Annotated in this window: 13 protein-coding genes; 6 read left to right on the top strand and 7 right to left on the bottom strand. The window is 57.4% G+C overall.

The window, feature by feature from the left end:
- The first annotated feature begins 60 nt into the window (after nt 1–60).
- Nucleotides 61–2,439 (top strand): MFS transporter, encoded by a 2,379-nt coding sequence (locus FY034_RS02965; protein WP_265553630.1) that lies wholly within the window; start codon nt 61–63, stop codon nt 2,437–2,439.
- Nucleotides 2,440–2,494: 55 nt separating this feature from the next.
- Nucleotides 2,495–3,223 (top strand): hypothetical protein, encoded by a 729-nt coding sequence (locus FY034_RS02960; protein WP_265553629.1) that lies wholly within the window; start codon nt 2,495–2,497, stop codon nt 3,221–3,223.
- A 40-nt stretch (nt 3,224–3,263) separates the two neighbouring features.
- Here the strand turns inward: FY034_RS02960 and FY034_RS02955 are convergent, their stop codons facing one another.
- Genes FY034_RS02955 through glmU form a run of 4 tightly spaced genes read right to left on the bottom strand, consistent with a single transcriptional unit; the run spans nt 3,264 to nt 9,743 of the window.
- Nucleotides 3,264–3,419, bottom strand: a complete 156-nt coding sequence (locus FY034_RS02955; protein WP_265553627.1) for a hypothetical protein — start codon at nt 3,417–3,419, stop codon at nt 3,264–3,266.
- A 14-nt stretch (nt 3,420–3,433) separates the two neighbouring features.
- Entirely contained in the window at nt 3,434–6,253 is a 2,820-nt protein-coding gene (uvrA, locus tag FY034_RS02950; protein ID WP_265553626.1) for an excinuclease ABC subunit UvrA, read from the bottom strand.
- A gap of 3 nt (nt 6,254–6,256) precedes the next feature.
- Nucleotides 6,257–8,368 (bottom strand): EAL domain-containing protein, encoded by a 2,112-nt coding sequence (locus FY034_RS02945; protein WP_265553625.1) that lies wholly within the window; start codon nt 8,366–8,368, stop codon nt 6,257–6,259.
- The gene (gene glmU / locus FY034_RS02940) at nt 8,361–9,743 is read right to left on the bottom strand and encodes a bifunctional UDP-N-acetylglucosamine diphosphorylase/glucosamine-1-phosphate N-acetyltransferase GlmU (RefSeq protein WP_265553624.1); all 1,383 of its coding nucleotides are present in this window, start codon (nt 9,741–9,743) and stop codon (nt 8,361–8,363) included. The genes FY034_RS02945 and glmU overlap by 8 nt, the downstream gene beginning before the upstream one ends.
- Before the next feature lie 149 nt (nt 9,744–9,892).
- Between glmU and FY034_RS02935 the strand changes: the two genes are divergently transcribed.
- From FY034_RS02935 to FY034_RS02920, 4 genes are all read left to right on the top strand, one after another.
- Nucleotides 9,893–10,462: an MXAN_5187 C-terminal domain-containing protein gene (locus FY034_RS02935; RefSeq protein ID WP_265553622.1), complete on the top strand. Its 570-nt coding sequence runs from the start codon at nt 9,893–9,895 to the stop codon at nt 10,460–10,462.
- 21 nt (nt 10,463–10,483) lie between these two features.
- Nucleotides 10,484–13,981 carry a transcription-repair coupling factor gene (mfd, locus tag FY034_RS02930; protein WP_265553621.1) on the top strand — a complete coding sequence of 1,166 codons (3,498 nt, stop codon included), beginning with the start codon at nt 10,484–10,486 and terminating at the stop codon, nt 13,979–13,981.
- Nucleotides 13,982–14,083: 102 nt separating this feature from the next.
- A complete protein-coding gene (locus FY034_RS02925; RefSeq protein ID WP_265553620.1) occupies nt 14,084–14,995 on the top strand; it encodes a peptidylprolyl isomerase in 912 nt (303 codons plus the stop codon).
- Nucleotides 14,996–15,058: 63 nt separating this feature from the next.
- Nucleotides 15,059–16,129 carry a peptidylprolyl isomerase gene (locus tag FY034_RS02920; protein WP_265553619.1) on the top strand — a complete coding sequence of 357 codons (1,071 nt, stop codon included), beginning with the start codon at nt 15,059–15,061 and terminating at the stop codon, nt 16,127–16,129.
- A gap of 121 nt (nt 16,130–16,250) precedes the next feature.
- Here FY034_RS02920 and FY034_RS02915 read toward each other — a convergent pair whose 3' ends face one another.
- From FY034_RS02915 to FY034_RS02905, 3 genes are read right to left on the bottom strand one after another with little or no spacing between them, the layout of a single operon-like run.
- Nucleotides 16,251–17,000, bottom strand: coding sequence for a response regulator (locus FY034_RS02915; protein ID WP_265553618.1), 750 nt, complete (start codon nt 16,998–17,000; stop codon nt 16,251–16,253).
- Nucleotides 16,997–17,734 (bottom strand): tetratricopeptide repeat protein, encoded by a 738-nt coding sequence (locus FY034_RS02910; protein ID WP_265553616.1) that lies wholly within the window; start codon nt 17,732–17,734, stop codon nt 16,997–16,999. The genes FY034_RS02915 and FY034_RS02910 overlap by 4 nt, the downstream gene beginning before the upstream one ends.
- Before the next feature lie 40 nt (nt 17,735–17,774).
- Nucleotides 17,775–19,226, bottom strand: coding sequence for a lytic transglycosylase domain-containing protein (locus FY034_RS02905; RefSeq protein WP_265553615.1), 1,452 nt, complete (start codon nt 19,224–19,226; stop codon nt 17,775–17,777).
- Nucleotides 19,227–19,352: the final 126 nt, after the last annotated feature.

The raw sequence follows: 19,352 nt of genomic DNA, 5'->3' as shown, positions 1-19,352 counted from the left end.
GATGAAACAGACACCAAACATGCTACAGACAACACGAAAAAAGGCCGTGGGGGACTGACGGTGCATACCGGGAAAATACGCCTGGCCACGCTGCTGGCTTCTCTTTTTGTCCTGGCCGTCGTGCTGGCCTTCAATGCATGGCTTTCCATGACCGCCTTAAAAAAGAATTATGTAACGTCCCTGACCGGCAGTTACACCGTTGCGGGCAGCGAGTGCCGGAGAAAGATCGAATATGCGGTAAGGTACGGCAAACCCCTGGAAAATTTCTACGGCATGAAGGAGCTATTGCAGGAGGTACGGCAAGATGCCGCAGACCTGACCGATGTACGGGTCGTAGCACCCGACGGGAAGCTCCTGTATGACCTGAAGGGCAGAGCAGAGGGGACGCTTCCTGAAAAACTGCTCAGGGAACTGGATTTCCGGCCCGACCTCAACCGGAATCTTGTTATCCGGCACGAGGGGAAGTATGCGCTGTTTCTTCCCCTGCAGGACAGCCACAGCAGATCCATCGGCTTGCTCAACCTTGTGTTTGATGAATCTCTTGTCAATGCCAGGGTAAACGTCTTTTGGCAGCAAAATATGCGCGACATGCTGCTGGTGGCAGTGTCGGCGGCCGTTCTGCTGGGGGTTCTCCTGTTCGCCGTCCCTATCATCAGCCAGACCGGCACTATCAGGACAAAGCTGATTTTTGCCATGCTCCTTTCCGTGCTTGGAGCAGCACAGCTCTACTACGGCCTCTCCAACGTCGCGATGCTCAAAAGCATGTACCTGGATATTGCACGCAAAAACATACAGTTGTCAGGCAGGATCATCCAAAAGGATATCAACCAGGTCTTGCACAAAGGTGTGCCTTACACCGAAATGGCAGGTGTCGAGGCATGGTTTGACAGCATCATGCAGATGATGAAGGAAACCGGAAGCATCTCCATCCATGATGCCAAAGGGCAAGCGCTCTACGCCGCCCCGGCATCCGGGAAACAAGGCAGTGACAGCCGGGCCGTTCCAGCGGATTATACCTACACGCTCCCCCTCGACACATCCCTGAACAATGAAAAAGGCACCCTGCAGATCGTGCTTTCCAAGGCATCGATTGACGCCAGGATAAAAGATTTACAGCTTGACGTGCTTACCATCCTTGTGACGTCGTTTTTCTTTGCGGTTGAACTGATCATCTTTCTGCTCTTTCTTCTGACCATCCAGGCACAAAAGGCCTCGGCCAATACCGCACCGATTGAAAAAGACCTGACGATCAGAATCATTCGTCCCCTGGCATTCCTCTTTTTTATTGTCTTTGACATGTCCATTTCGTTCATCCCGCTCTACATGAAAAAACTGTATGAGCCGTTCCTTGGCCTGCCAAAGGATATTATACTGGGGCTCCCCATCTCGGCAGAGATGTTCTGTATTGCCCTTTCCTCATATCTGGCAGGACTGCTGATTGACAGAAAAGGCTGGCGTCTGCCGTTTTTTCTCGGTCTGGCGGTTGTCGGTACGGGGGTGCTGATGTCCGCCCTGGCAACGAACGCCCTGCTCTTTATCATTGCCAGGGCCATTATCGGTACGGGGTACGGGTTCACGCTGGTTTCCATGGAAGGCTACCTGTTGACCAGCCGGTCCAAAGACAGCCGTTTGGCAGGGTTCTCCCAACTGTATGCCGGACTGTATGCGGGAAAGCTCTGTGCAGCGGCCCTGGGCGCCATGCTGGCGGAACGGCTGGGATATGCCACCGTCTTCTTCATCCAGATCACCCTGCTCTCGGTACCGCTGGTCTTTGCGCTCTGTTTTGCAAAGGACCACTCCCAACACCCCGCTGTGGCCGGAGCCCCGGCGACATCAGAGCAGGGCAAGGTACGTTACTTTCTGCAGAACCGTCAGGTGTTGACCTTTTTCCTTTTGATTACGCTTCCCTCCATGGTCTGCACCGTAGGTTTTCTCTGCTACTTTTTCCCGTTGTTTTCTAACAATGCCGGTATCTCCACCTCAAACACCGGCAGGGCGTTCATGCTGTACGGGATCTGCTTTATCGTACTCGGTCCCTATCTGGGCAGGCACATTGCCAGGAAAAGCAATGCCCTCATCTATGTCTATCTTGCCGGTACGATCGGTGTTACCGCCATGCTGGTCTTTTTCTGGCAGGGGAGTTTTATCGCCGCCCTGATTGCGATCTTCCTGCTGGGGCTTTCCGACACCATAAACTCTGTGGCCCAGACAGGCTATTTTCTGAATCTTGAGGCAACCCATACGCTGGGAGAGGGCAAGGGACTGGGGCTGCTGCGCTTGACCAGAAAGATTGGTGAGGCACTGGGTCCGATTGTCTTTGGCGGGGTCTTGATACTTGGCACGCATACCGGAATAGGCCTTGTGGGAGCAGCCTATTTCCTGTTGATCGTGCTGTTTGCTGTAACCACATGGCTGAAAAAATCCAACGTAGCGGCCTGAAGGCGCAACCCGCCCCTGACAGCGGTTCACCTGCTGTGCTGACGAGGTATGACCGATGAAGAAGGTTTTAGATGAAGGCAGCGTGACAAGCCAACTTGACGGGCAGCTCTATCCGTATCAGATACAGGTACTTGATGAGGGCTACCTCAGCGAACTGTGTGATTTTCAACAGGCCACCTACCAAAAAATGACGGACAGGACGTTATACGCACCTATTCCTGATGAGATGATCCGTGCGGTACTGGGCAGGAAAGGGCTGACCCTCGGCCTGATGATTCAGGGCCGGATCTTTGGTTTTGTCTGTTTCTATTTTCCCGGAGACGACGCAGAGAACCTTGGAAGGGACGCCGGACTGCCTGAGCAGGAGCTGGAAAACGTTGTCCATTGGGAACGCTGCCTGATTGATCCGGAGTTTCGCGGCAACCACCTGCAATTCAGGCTGGGTGAGCTGCTGGTCAACGCAACCACTGCCCTTGACAGGAACTATCGCTACATGTGTGCAACCGTGGCACCGACCAACTACCCCAGCCTTCACCAGCTGTTCGAACAGCAAAAAATGGTCGCAGTCGCACTGAAAAAGAAATACGGCAACCTGTGGCGCTTTGTATTCTTCCAGGACATCCTGCGGCCTGTGCAGATGCTGCCTGAGGGGGTGATGACCGTTGGCGGCAGTGATTATGAACGTCAGGCAGAACTTTTCAAGCAGGGCTTTTACGCTTTTCAGGCGCTTCAGGATGAAGAACAGATGAAAATCCTGTTTGCAAAGCCCAGGCCGGCCAGCTGAACCTGAAACCATTCCCCGTGGCCCACAGAGTCGGAAGCCTTCAATAAATCAGGATATAGCCGTGGGATTCAGCGATCCTGCGCACCTCATCCCTGTCGGCAATCCGGTAGGTCTTGCCTTCCAGGGTAAAGAGATACCCATCACCATCCTCAACAACTGATTCCAACAGCGCCTCAAAGGTTGCGGTCTTGACCATCGCGAATGTCTCCTCTACAGCATCTTTCGCAGGAACTGGCCGGTCCAGGATCTGGTGACCTTGGCCACCTGTTCCGGCGTACCGGCAGCCACCAGTTCGCCCCCCCGGTCGCCCCCTTCAGGCCCAAGATCGACAATCCAGTCAGCGGTCTTGATCACATCCAGGTTGTGCTCAATGATCACAATGGTGTTGCCGGTATCCACCAGCCGGTGCAGCACATCCAGCAGTTTGGCGATATCGGCGAAATGCAGGCCGGTGGTCGGTTCATCCAGGATGTAGATGGTACGTCCGGTGGCACGGCGTGACAGTTCTTTGGCCAGCTTGACCCGCTGGGCCTCGCCGCCGGAGAGGGTGGTGGCAGACTGCCCCAGGGTGATGTAGCCCAACCCCACCTCCACCAGGGTCTTGAGCTTGTTCTTGATGCGCGGGATCGCCCCCAAAAATTCCAGCGCCTGTTCCACGGTCAGGTTCAGCACATCGGCAATCGATTTGCCCTTGTACAGCACCTCCAGGGTCTCACGGTTATAGCGGGCCCCCTTGCAGACATCGCACTGCACATAGACATCCGGCAGGAAGTGCATCTCAATCTTGAGGATACCGTCACCGGAGCAGGCCTCGCAGCGTCCGCCTTTGACGTTAAAGGAGTAGCGCCCCGGCTTGTAGCCCCGCACCTTTGATTCAGGCAGGTTGGCAAACAGGTCGCGGATGTCGCTGAACACGCCGGTATAGGTGGCCGGATTACTGCGGGGGGTACGGCCGATGGGGGACTGGTCAATATTGATTACCTTGTCCAGATGCTCCAGGCCCAGAACATCCTTGACCGCACCGGCCTTTTCACGGCTGCGGTACAACCGCTGGGACAGTACCTTGTGCAGGGTGTCGATGATCAGGGTAGATTTACCGGAGCCGGAAACGCCGGTCACGCAGGTCATCACCCCCAGCGGGATCTCCACATCAACCCCTTTCAGGTTGTTCTCCGTGGCCCCCTTGATGGTGATGCTGCGCTCAGCCGTGCGCCGTTTCTTGGGCACCGGAATGGTCAGTTCGCCGGACAGGTAGCGCCCGGTCAGGGAAGCCGGGTTGGCCATGATCTCCTTGGGGGTACCCTGGGCAACCACCTCACCGCCGTGGACACCGGCGCCAGGCCCCATATCCAGCACATAGTCGGCAGCCAGGATGGTGTCTTCGTCATGCTCAACCACCAGCACCGTGTTGCCGATATCCCGCAGGTGGCGCAGGGTGGTCAGCAGCCGGTCGTTGTCCCGCTGGTGCAGCCCGATGGATGGTTCATCCAGGATATACAGCACACCCACCAGGGAGGAGCCGATCTGGGTTGCCAGCCGGATTCGCTGCCCCTCGCCACCGGACAGGGTGCCTGAGGTGCGGTCCAGCGACAGATAATCAAGCCCCACATTAACCAGAAAACCGAGCCGTTCCCTGATCTCTTTCAGAATCCTGCGGGCGATCTCCTGATCCTTGTCGGACAGCTGCAGCTGATCAAAGAACTGCTGGCAGTCACGGATTGCCAGGGCCGTCACCTGCTGGATGTTCTGCCCCCCCACCAGGATATGCAGCGCCTCCGGCTTCAAACGGGCGCCGTTGCAGGTGGGGCAGGGCATCACGTTCATGTAGGGGGCCAGCTCCTCGCGGATCATCTCCGATTCGGTCTCGCGGTAGCGCCGCTCAAGATTGGTCAGAACCCCTTCAAACTCCTTCTTGTAGGTGTGACGCTTGCCCCGGTCATCCTCCCACCAGAACTCCAGCTGCTCACCCCCCGTCCCTTCCAGGATCACCTTCTGTACCGCTGCGGGCAGCTCCTGAAACGGCGTATTCAGGTCAAAACGGTAGGCACGGGACAGGGACTCAAGGATCATCTGATGAAAGGGGGAACCCAGCCGCTTTTCCCACGGCGCAATCGCCCCTTCCCGAATGGAAAGCAGCGGATTGGGAATCACCAGCTCGGCATCAAAGTACATCCGGGTGCCCAGACCGGTACAGTCCGGGCAGGCGCCATAGGGGTTGTTGAAGGAGAACATGCGCGGCGCGATTTCTGGATACGATATACCGCACTCGATGCAGGCCAGTTTCTCGGAGAAGATGATCGGCTGTTTTTCTCCCACCACCTCTACCTTGACGATCCCTTCGGCATGCCCCAGGGCGGTCTCCAGCGAGTCGGCCAGGCGGCGGCCAATTCCCTCCTTGACCACCAGGCGGTCCACCACGATGTCAATGTCGTGCTTCTTCTTTTTATCCAGCTCGATCTCTTCGGCCAGCTCCCGCTGTACACCGTCAACCACGACCCGGGTAAAGCCTTCCTTGCGCAACTGTTGCAGCTCTTTCTTATACTCACCTTTGCGGCCGCGGATCATCGGAGCCAGCAGCAGCAGCTTGGTCCCCTCCGGCAGCGCCATGATCCGGTCCACCATCTGGGACACGGTCTGGGCCGTGATCGGCTTGCCGCAGCTGTGGCAGTGGGGCTGACCGATCCGGGCAAACAGCAAACGCAGGTAATCGTAGATCTCGGTAACGGTGCCGACCGTGGAGCGGGGATTCTTGGAGGTGGTTTTCTGTTCGATCGAGATGGCCGGTGAAAGCCCTTCAATCGACTCTACGTCCGGCTTTTCCATCTGCTCCAGGAACTGGCGGGCATAGGCGGAGAGCGACTCCACGTAGCGGCGCTGCCCCTCGGCATAGATGGTGTCAAAGGCCAGGGTGGACTTGCCGGAACCGGACAGACCGGTGATCACCACCAACTGGTCACGGGGGATGGTGACATCAATACATTTGAGGTTGTGCTCGCAGGCACCTTTGATAATGATCTGGTCGTGGTGCATGGCTCAGAAGGAAATCCCTTTACGTAAAAACTCTTCCGCCTTTTCAGCAGGCACCGGCCTGCTAAAGAGAAACCCCTGCATCTCACGACAACCGTAGCATTGCAGCAACTCCAGCTGCTCACGCTCCTCAACCCCCTCGGCAGTAACCTCCATCTTGAGGGTGTGGGCCATGTCGATGATGATCTTGGCAATCGCCATATCGTCAGGGTTGGTGGTGACATCCCGCACAAAGGAGCGATCGATCTTGAGCCGCTCCAACGGGAAATGCTTGAGATAGGACAGCGACGAGTAGCCGGTGCCGAAGTCGTCAATGGAGAGGCTGCAGCCCATGGCGGTCAAGGCCTGCAACAGCTCAATGTTCTCTGACGCGTTACGCATCAGGATGCTTTCGGTCAGTTCCAGTTCAAGCCAGTGGGGATCGAAACCGGTTTCAAGCAGGATGGCCGCCACCACCTGATCCAGCTTCATCCTGAACTGGCGGCCGGACAGGTTGACGGCCATTCGGACCGGTTTCAGCCCGGCATCCTGCCAGGCCTTGGCCTGACGGCAGGCGTTACGCAGCACCCATTCTCCGATGGAAAGGATCAGGCCGGTCTCTTCGGCCAGTGGAATGAACTTTTCCGGCGAGATGGTCCCCAGATCGGGATGATGCCAACGCAGCAACGCCTCAAAACCCACCACACTGCCGCTGATGACATCCACCTGGGGCTGGTAGAGCAGCTTGAACTCATCCCGTTCCAGGGCTCTCCGCAATGAGCTCTCCAGCACCATCCGCTCCATCACCTTGACGTTCAGGTCGCTGGAGAAAAACTGGAAGTTGTTGCGATCCATATCCTTGGCCTGGTACATGGCCAGGTCGGCATGCTTGAGCAATGACTGAACATCGGCACCATCGGTGGGGTAGACCGCCACGCCGATGCTGGCAGTCAGGTACAGCTCCCGCTCTTCAATCACAAACGGTTCGGAGATAATCGCCAGGATCTTGCTCGCTGCGCTGCTGATGCCATCTTCATCGGAGACAACGCTCAGGATGATGACAAACTCGTCCCCCCCGGCCCTGGCCAGGGTGTCGCTCTCCCGGACACAGACCCGCAACCGTTCGGCTACCGTGCGCAACAGTTGATCGCCGGCACGATGCCCCAGCAACTCGTTCACCCCTTTGAAACGGTCCAGATCCAGAAAAAGCACCCCGACGCTACCCTGAACCCGTGCCGCCTGCACAATGGCCTGCTGCAGCCGGTCATGCAGCAGGTTGCGGTTGGGCAGACCGGTCAGGCTATCATAATTGGCGAGGTGGTGAATCTCCTGCTCGGCCTTGGTCCTGTCTGTAACATCCAGCAGGGTGCCCACCAGCAGCTCCGGCCGGCCGTCGCTGTCATATTCCAGTTCGGCCTGACTGGCCACCACAATCTCTTCCCCGGAGCAGGTTGCGATCCTGAAGGTCTGGTTCAGGCTGCGGCCGGACTCTATGGCAGCACTCAGGGCCTTTCTGACAAAGCAGGTATCGGATGGATTGATCTGACGGTAGAACCACTCCAGTGACACTGCAGGGGGGAGCGTCCCGTCATAGCCCAGAATCGAAAACAGTTCAGGTGAAAAATAGAGGCCGTTACTCTGCAGATCCCACTCCCAGCTGCCGATCCGGGCGATCCGCTGGGCACGGGCGAGCCGCAACTCGCTCTGCCGCAGTGCCTGTTCTGCATGGCACAGACGCTGCATGGTCGCAGCCTCCTGCAGAGTGCGCGACACCACTACCGGCAACCGGTCCAACAGGGCCGTATCCTTGACCACAAAATCGCTGGCTCCCTGTTTGATCATCTGTACGGCCAGATTGGAATCGTCCCGTCCGGTGACCACCACAAAAGGGACCTGACTACCCTGCTCAGCCATGGCGGCAATAAATGCCTCACCGGTCATATCCACCAGCGTATAGTCCAGCAACAGCAGATTGACCGGATGACTGGCAAGCCAGATCAGGGCAGCGGCACCGGTGGAGACGGTATGGCATTGATACCCGTCTTCCCGCAGGGTGCCGGCAACCAGCTCACCAAAAGGGATATTATCCTCAACAATCAGGATCATCCCGCTGGCTATGTGGCCATCAAAATCAGCCATTGTCTCTCTTTTTCAGGCACCAGTCCGTCTTGTTAACCTGCGGCGTGCGGGCTATGGCAAGGGAATCAGGCGGTACATCCTGCGTCACGGTGGTACCGGCAGCGATCAAGGCATTGGCCCCTACCGTGACCGGCGCCACCAGCTGTACATCACTGCCCACAAAAACCCCATCACCGATTACGGTCTTATGCTTGTGCCTGCCGTCGTAATTGCAGGTGATGGTGCCGCAACCGATGTTGACATCACTGCCGATCTCGGCATCCCCCAGGTAGGTCAGGTGGGAGGCCTTGGAACCGGTCCCCATCACCACCTTCTTCGTCTCCACGAAGTTACCGATCTTGACCTGGGCCTGCAGCACCGATCCGGGCCGGAGATGGGCCATCGGACCAACCGAGACATCTTCAGCGACCTGTGCTTCAGACAGCACGCTACCGGCCTTGAGCTGGACCCGGTCGGCGATCACGCAGTCGCTAACCCGGACATTATTCTCCAGTGTGCAGCCGGAACCGATACTGGTGGCACCGCGCAGCACGCAACCGGGCCAGATCACCGTGTCACTGCCGACCTGTACCGAGGCATCAATATAGGTCTGATCAGGATCAACCAGGGTCACACCGGCGAGCATCAACTGCAGATTGATCCGCTGCCTCAGTATTCTGGCGGCATGGGCCAGCTGCACCCGGTCATTCACCCCCATGATCTCGTCGGGGTCATCTGCCACTACCGCGCTGCAGCCGGCATGTTCCGCCACGGCAATGCCCACCAGATCCGTCAGGTAGTATTCATTCTGAGCGTTCTCGCTACCCAGTCGTCCGATATGGGCCCGCAGGAATTCCAGCTCCATGCAATAGATACCGCTGTTGACCTCGTCAATGGCCTGTTCATCAGGGCTGGCATCCTTTTGTTCGACAATGCGCCGCACCCGCCCTTCGCTGTCCCTGACAATCCGGCCATAGCCGAACGGTCTCTCCAGTCTTGCGGTCAGCACCGTCACGGCGGCGCCGGATGCGGCATGTTCAGCCGCCAGGCGCTGCAGGGTTGCCGCCGTCAGCAGCGGGGTATCACCACACAGGATCAGTACCGCTCCGCTCAGACCATCCAGCTGATCCAGCGAACAGGAAACGGCGTGGCCGGTGCCCAACTGTTCCTCCTGCAGGGCGATCTTGATGCCCGGGACTGCCCTAAAACGTTTCTGTACCTGGTCGGCCTGGTGACCGGCAACAATCACGATCTGCCCGGCCCCGGCCTCACGGGCGGCAGCCAGCGGCCAGCCCAGCATCGGCCTGCCTGCAAGCTCGTGCAGGACCTTGACCAGGGCTGACTTCATCCGGGTTCCTTTGCCCGCCGCAAGTATTAACGCTGCGCTTATTGCCATAGACGCACTCCAGAGTGAGGTTTATCCTATGTTTTATAGCTGTCGGCACCACCAGCGTCAAGTTCTTATCGGCATAAGTTGCTTTACAGCACTATGTTTTCGACCTATAGTTTCGCTACATTAAAAACCATTGTTTTACGAAGAGATTTATGGGAATTGCCGAAGACCTGCTCATATTTGAGAATCGCCTGAAAGAGCTGATCACCCGTTATGAACAGTTCTTCATGGGCCTTGAAAAGCGGGAACCGCTTAAGCTGCTGGAAGAAGTTGAAAAACTTGTCCGCCGTTACGCCACCACACCAATCAACAACACGATGCACAAGCATCGTTACAACAATCTGGTTGCCCGCTTCAACAGCTACCGCCAGCACTGGAACCGTATCCTGCGGGAGATTGAAGAAGGGCGGTACTCACGGGACCGTTTCAAGGCAGAACTGCACGAAAACAGCCGTCACACCAAGGCAGCCAGGGACGAACAACAACCGGCACCGCAGGATCAGGAACTTGACCGGATTTATGCAGAGTTGCTGGAAGCCCGCCGTAGCTGCAAACTGCCGGTTGACGGTGTAACCCGTGAACAGCTGGCAGCGACGCTGGATAAACAGCGGCCGCTGATCTCGCAGAAATTGGGCACCAGCGAAATCCAGTTCCGGGTGGTGGTCGAGGGGGGCAAGCCCAAGATCAAGGCCGGCACAAAGCACAAGGCATCCCACGAGTAACCCGCTGCCAATCAACTAACTATGCCCGAACCCACGCCATCACACCCCTGCCCCCTGGCGGCCATTACGCGCCTGGCCGAACAACTGAGCCATGGCGCACAGCCGGCGGCGCTGACCGGTCTGGTCGGTTCAGCCCCGGCCCTGGCAGTTGCGGAGCTTTCCCGGCTTCTCCAGCGCCAGATCGTTGTCATTGCTGCTGATCAGGCAACCGCCGATGAACTGACCCGCGAGCTGCTGTTTTTCAACGCCGTCAACGTCAGCCCCTTCCCGGCCTGGGATGTCAGCCCGCTCGAGGCTGCCTCACCCCACCCTGACATCAGCGGTGCCCGGCTGGAGACATTGCAACGTCTGCTGCAGGGCAGCCCCTGCACCGTTGTCGCGCCGGTGGCAGCCCTGATGCAACGGCTCATCCCCCGCTCCCTGCTGGCCGGGGCATCCTGTGCCATCAAGCCGGGTGATGAGCCTGACCGCGAAGCCCTGCTGGAAGGGCTGGTCAGGATGGGCTATACCAACTGTCCCCTGGTGGAAGAACGGGGCAGCTTTGCCGTACGGGGAGGGATTCTTGACATCTTTCCCCCCAGCCTGCCACGACCGGTTCGAGTTGAGTTCTTTGGCGATACCGTCGAGACCCTGCGCAGCTTTGACCCGCTGAGTCAACGTTCCCTGGAGTCGCTCACCTGCCTGAACCTGCTGCCATCACGGGAGCTGGTGCTTTCCCCGGCAGCACTGCAGGAGTTTATCCCGCGCCTGAAGGAACGCGCCGACCAGCTTGATATCCCGGCTGACCGGCGTCGCCAGCTGATCTCCGAACTGCAGGGGGCCGGCTATCCCCCTGGTATCGAATTCCTTCAACCGCTCTTCCATCCCGGCCTGCAGCCTTTTTTCGCCTACCTGAACAAGCCGCTGCTGGTGCTGCAGGAGCCGGATCAGCTCCATCAGTCAGCCCAACAGCATCAACTGGACGTTACAAGCGGTGTGCAGAGGGCAGAGGCCGAAGAACGGCTGCATCCCGACCCGCGCCAGTTGTACCTGACGCCGGACGAGTTTTTCCAGCAGCTTGATCAACAGCAACCGCTTGCCCTAAGGCGTCTGGCTGTTGCCGGTGAAAGCAGCGCCGGTCTGTTTCCGGTCAGTTCGGAAGACAACTCGGACCTGCGGATCAGCATGGCGCGAGACCAGCAACACCTGCTGGGGCCGTTGGCGGAACGCCTGAAACAGTGGCATGCCGGGAACTGGCGGACCCTGGTGGTCTGTCACCACCCCAGCCAGGCCGAACGGTTGCAGGAACTGCTCACCCCCTACGGCGTCAGCTGCAGCCTTGGCGCCACCGACCCCTTCGGCCCGGAAGCGCTCTCCGTCCATACTGACCTGCTGCTGGTAATCGGTGAGCTGTCCCGTGGTTTCAGGCTGCCGGAATCAAAACTGGCAGTCATCGCCGAGGAGGAACTGTTCGGGAAACGGACCCGCCGCAAGAGCGGTGTCACCGCCCTGCGCACCAAACAGATCCTGGCCTCACTGGCAGAGCTCAAACCGGGTGATGCCATGGTCCATGTCGATCACGGCATCGGCATCTACCGCGGCCTGCAGCACCTGAAGACCGGTGCGGTTGAAGGCGACTTTCTGCTGTTGGAGTATGCAGGCAACGACAAGCTCTATCTGCCGATTGACCGGCTGGGGCTGGTACAACGCTATGCAGGCGGTGAGGGGGCAACGCCATCACCAGCCAGGCTGGGAGGGCCGGGCTGGGAAAAGACCCGCAGCAAGGCCCGCAAAAATATCGAAGAGCTGGCCGCCGAGCTGCTGGAGGTCTACGCCAAACGCCAGGCCAGCCAGGGCTACAGTTTTTCTCCCCCTGATGAGCTGTTCAGGGAGTTTGAGGCCACCTTTCCCTGGGAGGAGACCCCTGACCAGCTTTCTGCCATTCAGGATGTGCTGGGGGACATGCAGCACTCCCGCCCGATGGACCGTCTGGTCTGCGGCGATGTCGGCTACGGCAAGACGGAAGTGGCGCTGCGGGCGGCCTTCAAGGCAGTACTGGACGGCAAACAGGTGGCCCTACTGGTCCCCACCACCATCCTGGCCCAGCAGCATTTCGAGACCTTCAGCAACCGCCTGAAGGAGTACCCGGTTTCCATCGAGATGCTCTCCCGCTTCCGTAGCGCCAAGGAGCAGAAGGTCAGCCTGGAGCGGTTGAAGGAGGGCAAGCTGGATATCATCATCGGCACCCACCGCCTGCTGCAGAAGGATGTCAGCTTCAAGGACCTGGGGTTGTTGATCGTGGATGAGGAACAGCGTTTCGGGGTCAAAGACAAGGAGCGGCTCAAATCCTATCGTGCCAGTGTTGACATCATGACCCTGACCGCCACGCCGATCCCACGCACCCTGCACCTCTCCATGCTGGGCATCCGCGACCTCTCGATCATCGACACGCCACCGGTTGACCGCCAGGCGATCAAGACCGTGGTGGCACGGGACACCGACGACCTGATCAGGGATGCGATCACACGGGAAATGGAACGGGGTGGCCAGATCTTTTATGTCCACAACCGGGTCCACTCCATCGGCATTGTGGCGGAACGGCTGCGGCAGCTGGTGCCGCAGGCGCGGATCAGCGTGGCCCACGGCCAGATGGAGGAGAAGGAGCTGGAAAAGGTGATGCTCGCCTTCATGCACGGCCAGAGCGACCTGCTGTTGACCACCACCATCATCGAATCCGGACTTGATATCCCCCGTGCCAACACCATGTTGGTGGACCGGGCCGACACCTTCGGGCTGTCTCAGCTTTATCAGCTGCGGGGCCGGATCGGCCGTTCCACGGTCAAAAGCTATGCTTACCTGCTTATCCCCGGCCAAGGAAGCATTACCCAGGATGCACGGGAGCGCCTGAAGATCATACAGGACATCTCTGAGCTGGGAGCCGGCTTCAGGATTGCCACCCATGACCTGGAACTGCGCGGGGCAGGCGATATGCTGGGCCCGCGTCAGTCCGGCACCGTGGCTGATATCGGCTTTGAGCTGTACACCCAGATGCTGGAAGAGGCGATCGCCGGGCTGAAGGGCGAAGACCTTGAAGAACGCTGTGAGCCGGAGATCAATCTGGCGATTGCCGCCTTTATCCCCGAGACCTACATCCCGGATACCAACCAGCGGCTGGTCCTGTACAAGCGCCTGGTGCAGGCCGACTCAAACGATGATGTGGCTGAGGTGGTCAGTGAAATGCATGACCGCTATGGCCGCCCCCCGCTGGCGGCCCAGACCCTGGCCCGGATCATGGAACTGCGCATCAGGCTCAAGCAGCTGAAGGTTCTGAAGGTTGACGCCGACGCCAAACGCCTCTGCCTGGCCTTCCACCCCAGAACCGCCGTCAACCCGGAAACCCTGATCAACCTGATCCGCACCGCACCGGCCACCTACCAGTTTACCCCGGACCACCGCCTGCTGGTGGCCTTACCAACGAACAGTACGAATAGCGACACCCTGGAGGCCCTGGCTTCCACACTCACGCTGCTTGGCGGATGATCAGACCCGTTGCCCAGAACAGGGCCTTGCAACCGGTTGGCAAGCTATGGTAGATTTACTAAGTTTCATCAACCCTTTCTTAGATCCAAAGGAGTCCCCATCGTGAACATCCGTACTTTGCTTAGCGTAACCGTTACCGTCATTGCCACCGCAGGTCTGGTTGCCTGTCAGGGCGGTGGTTCAAGCAGCAGCTCAACCGGCAGCAAGGATGCCAAGGTGATTGCCACCGTAAACGGTGCCAAGATCACCAGTGAAGACTTTGACCGTGAAGTCAAGGCCCTGCCAGAGTACATCCGCGCCATGGCAGACACCCCACAGGGCAAAAAGGAGATGATCGACACCCTGGTCATGCGTGAACTGATCCTCCAGCAGGCTGCCAAAGACGGCGTTGATAAAGGCAAGGAGATTGAAGAAAAACTTGCCGAACTGAAGAAGCGGATCATTGTCGACACCTACCTCAAGAAAAAGGTCGAAGCCGAATCAAAAATCAGCGATGACGAGCTGAAGAAATTTTACGAGCAAAACCTTGACAAGTTCAAGTCAGGCGAGCAGATCCGTGCCAGCCATATCCTGGTCAAGAGTGAGCAGGAGGCACAGTCCATCCTGGAGCAACTCAAGAAAGGGGCCAACTTCGAGGAGCTGGCCAAGGCTAAATCTGCTGATTCATCTGCTGCCAAAGGCGGCGACCTGGGCTGGTTCGGCAAGGGCAACATGGTACCGGCCTTTGAAAAAGCTGCCTTTAGCCTGAAAGAGGGTCAGCTGTCCGGTATCGTCAAGAGCGACTTCGGCTACCACATCATCAAACTGACCGGAAAGCGTGCCGCCGGCACCCGTCCCCTGGATGAGGTAAAAGAACAGATCAAGGCCGCCATCATGCCCCAGAAGCAACAGCAGGTATTCATGAAGCTGAAGGAAGACCTGAAAAAAGGTGCCAAGATTGAGCTGACCGAGACACAACCGGCTGCTACGGCCGCCAAGCCTGCCACTCCGGCTCCGGCACCAGAAAAGAAATAATCGTCACTAACAAGATCTAAGCCGGGCAGCCAGTAGGTTGCCCGGCTTGCTTTCGAGGCCTTCATGAATCGTCTTCACCTGTTTTCCCTTGCCTCCCTCCTGAGTATAGCTCTGCTGGGAGGGTGTGCATCCACCACCCCCGATATCATATCAGACACCGCCAAGCAGCAACCTCCGACCCTGATAGAGCCCAAACTCGCACCGCTTCCAGCCGGTGCCAAACGTATTAACGGCATTGCGGCCATTGTCAACGACGATATCATTACCTTCAGGGAGGTACTGCGTGAGTCACAGGCGGCCATCCTGGATGCCCAAAAAAAAGGGCTTGTGGATGACGCAGCACGTCATAACCTGCGCACCATGGTGCTGGACCGGCTGATTGAGAAACTCCTGACCGAGCAGAAGGTCAAGGAGCTGGGTATCAAGATCGGTGATGACGAAGTCCGCCAGGCCATTGACGATGTCAAACGCCAGAACAACAACATGACCCAGAGCCAGCTGGAGGCAGCCCTCAAATCCCAGGGTTACACCTTCGCCCAGTATGAGGTTCAGCTCCGTGAACAGTTGGAGCGGCTGCGCCTGGTCAGCATGGAAGTCCGCTCAAAGGTCTATGTCAGCGAAAAGGAAGCGGAAGAGTATTATCAGTCCCATCTGAGCAGCTATGCCGAAGAGGAGACCTTCAAGGCCAGTCACATCTTCATCAAGGTTGACGAAAAGGCTCCTGCCGACCAGATTCAACAGGCCATGAACAAGGCCCTGAAGGTGCTGTTTGAGGCCCGGCAGGGCAAGGACTTTGCTCAACTGGCCAGGGAATATTCCGATGACGCGGCGGCAAAGAAAGATGGCGGCAGCCTGGGAACGTTTAAACGGGGAGAGATGCTGGCAGACCTTGAAAAGGCGATCCTGCCGCTCAAACCGGGCGAGGTCGGCGAACTGGTTTCAACCCCATCAGGACTGCACATTGTCAAGCTGGATGAGCGTTCAAGCGGTAAAGTCAAGCCCTTTGAGGCCGTCAAGGCCGACATCTCAGACCTGCTCTACCGCCAAAAGCAGGATAGCCGCTTTACCTCCTGGATGAAGGAACTGCGGACAAAGGCCAGCATCGTAATCAAAGACGGGACCGGCCTGATCTGACGTTCTTGACAGCTGCACGCTGCAGTTCTGCCGAACAGCAAAGCCCCGGCAAACCATGAACGGTTGCCGGGGCTTTCTTCTTTCTTGATCTCTTCTTCAGCGGGGCGGTCTGCAGACCATCTCAGGAGCGGTTCCGCAGATATTTAAGAAACTCCTCTTTACTCAGCTGTTTCTTGCTGACCAAGTGGGCAATTTCACGGCTCATGGCCGTCTTTTCCCCCTCCTTCAGCTCATCCTTCAACAGTACAAAAACCGGCATGTTATGACTGTAGGGAAACAGGCGGAATTTTTCCAGCAGTTCAAAGGCCGACATATCCGGCAACATCAGGTTGCAGAAGGCAAGGTATTTGGGATGAAGCGAGACCAGTGCCAAGGCCTCTTTACCGGTATAGCCCTTAACCACCTCAAAGCCGACCGATTCAACCATTTTTGACAGTTTTTCTTCTCCGGAGCGTGACACCACCAGGGCCTGCAAATCCCAGGTCTCAACCTCTTCAGTCAAGCCATAGACCGCAAGACGTTCAAGCAGGTACTGCTCTTCAACAGGAAGGGTAAAAAAACCGGCAACCGGAAAGACACCGCCAACCTTCCCCTTTTCACTCAGGAAGACCGGCAGCACCGGAATATTGCGGTACGCGGGATCACTTTTGATCTGCAGCAACAGCCCCCAGCCATCCAATGAATGGGGCGAGATATCCAGCACAATACCCAGCGGACGGTCAGTCCCGATCTGGTCAACAGTTGCCAGGCGGGTCCCATAGCCGGCAGCAGCAAGATACTCCCGAATGATTGCGTCCCGGCCCTGGTCAGGACGCACCCCCATAAGCCACAGTTCAGGGGTTTGCTCGGACTGCCCCCCGGCGGCACTCATCGGCGCACCGTCATCCGCTTCTGCATACGCCCACCCATGGCAGCCATCTGGTGTTTCTGCAGCTGGCCAAGACTTTCAAGGTGGAACTGGTACCAGGAGTCACCGAAACTGCGCATCTTCATCTTGCGGCCCGCCTGCAGGTTCTCCAGGTTTTCCGTTATGGCACTATCGCCGGGCATTTTTTTAAGCCCCTTTTCAAGCACGGCAATCGCCTTTGACTTCTCGCTGCATTCTTCTGCCAGACAGTAGGCATACAGGTTCCAGAGTAGCGACTCCTTGCCGTTCCACTGGACAGCCTTCTCAAAGGTCCGCTCCATCTTGTCACGTTTCTGGCGCTTCATATAGCAGATGGCAAGCATTCCCATTGCCATCCAGTTTTTGAAAAATGATTTTTCCAGATAGGGAAAGGCGTTGGAAAAATCGCGCCTGACATAGTACGCCATACCGATCTGGGAGTTGATCTGATCGGTCACATACAGCTGCCAGGAGCCAAACCGCAAGGCGTCCTTCATCTCACGGATCGCCTTTTCAAAGCGCTGTCCCTGCAGGTCTTTGCCGGCCTGCTCAAGAATAGCCATCAACTGCTTGCTGATGTAGCGAGACAGAAAGAAGAAGGCGAGGGAAAAGACCACCAGGCCGATCAGCAGGGCGCCCCACCAAGCCAGCTTGAACCCCAGCATGGCAACAAGTAAAACAACCACCCCAAGGGCAGCACAGATCAAAATCGAATACATGCAGGGAAACCTCTTTGTAGGATAGAAAATGGGGTGACGGTCACCCTTTGCTGCTTGCTGCCTTTGTTGCTCTGGCAACAATCAGACGTTTGCCGGGCTTGAGTGCGACGGCATGCTTCAGATTATTCCAGGCAGTCAGTACTTTTACTGAGACGTTAAAACGCCGGGCAAGGGAATAGAGAGTATCCCCCTTGCGCACGGTGTAATAGGTAAGCGCGGCCGCATCGGAAGCAGGTGCCTCACGACGACCTTCCTGGGCAAAATTAACGGATTGCTTCACCGGAATGATCAAAGAACGCCCGGCAATACGATCCTTCACACTCAAACCGTTAAGCTCGGCCAGTTCCCCGGCTGAGCTGCCGAAACGGCGGGCAAGCTGCTTGAGGTTATCTTTGCGGGACGCGGTATACCGGCTGTAAAGGCTCTTTTCGCTGAAACGCTGCTCTTCCGGCACTGCTGCGAGCCCTTGCTCAAAGCGGGACTTGGTCCCTTTGGGAACCTTCAGCTCATAGTCGGGATAATTGGGGGGGGTACACCAGTGCCGCAGAGCCGGGTTCAACTCCTTGATGCTCAGGTAGGTAGTACCGGTCAGACGAGCCACCAGGTCAAGGTCAGTGCGTCCCTTTACGGTTACGGTATCGTATTCGACGACCGGCACCGTGGCAATCTCCGTAAAGCCATACTTGGCCGGATCCTTGGCAATAATAGCGGCAGCAAGCAGCTTGGGGACATACTCCTTGGTTTCCCGCTTCAGATATGATCCCTTGGAAAGTTCCCAGAAGTCGTTGGTATCATATTTGTCAATCGCACGGAAGATCTTGTTTTCACCGGCATTATACCCGGCCGCAGCCAGATACCAGTCATTATTGAACATGCCGTACAGATCCTTCAGGTACATGGCCGCAGCCATGGTAGCCTTGACCGGATCCTTACGTTCATCAACCCACTGATCAATCCGCAGCGAGTAGCGACGGCCGGTTGCCGACATAAACTGCCATGGCCCAACCGCGTTGGCCCATGAGCGTGCATTCAGCTGGAAGCCGCTCTCTATCATGGCCACATAGACCAATTCGTCCGGCAGACCTTCCTTGCGGAGGATCTCCTTCATCATCGGGAGATAGCGGGTTGAACGGGAAAGCCAGCGTGCATAGGTCGCACGCCCCTGGGTCTGAAAAAATGTAATGAAGTAATTAACCTTGTCGTTCAGGGCAAGCGGCACATCGGCAGCAGGTTCATCATCAGGCAACGCCAGATCTGCCAGCGCAGATGTCCCGTCCTTCAACTCTTCCAACGTGAACAGCGTTGCACCATCATCACCCTGCGATTCACCAAGCGCGACCTGTGGCAATCCCTTGCCGCTCGCCGCCAGCCTGCTGCTCCCGGTTGAATGCGGCTGCACCAGCTCATTCAGCAGGGACTGGGTTGGTTCACCACCGGCCGCGGTTCCGACGGCAACAGCCAGTAGCGGTATGACAAGCATCAGCTTTCTCATGGTGTGGAGGGCACCTCTCCCATAGCAGAACAAAAGATGCGGCATTATAGACGTTCCCACCCCCAAAGTCAAATACACACAACTATCTGACTTTAAACAAAAAAAACGGGCCTGTTTTCCAACAGG

Source organism: Trichlorobacter lovleyi, assembly GCF_015239775.1.
Taxonomy (GTDB): domain Bacteria; phylum Desulfobacterota; class Desulfuromonadia; order Geobacterales; family Pseudopelobacteraceae; genus Trichlorobacter; species Trichlorobacter lovleyi_B.
Note: the sequence above shows the minus strand (reverse complement) of the source record. Positions and strands in the feature narration are given on the sequence as shown.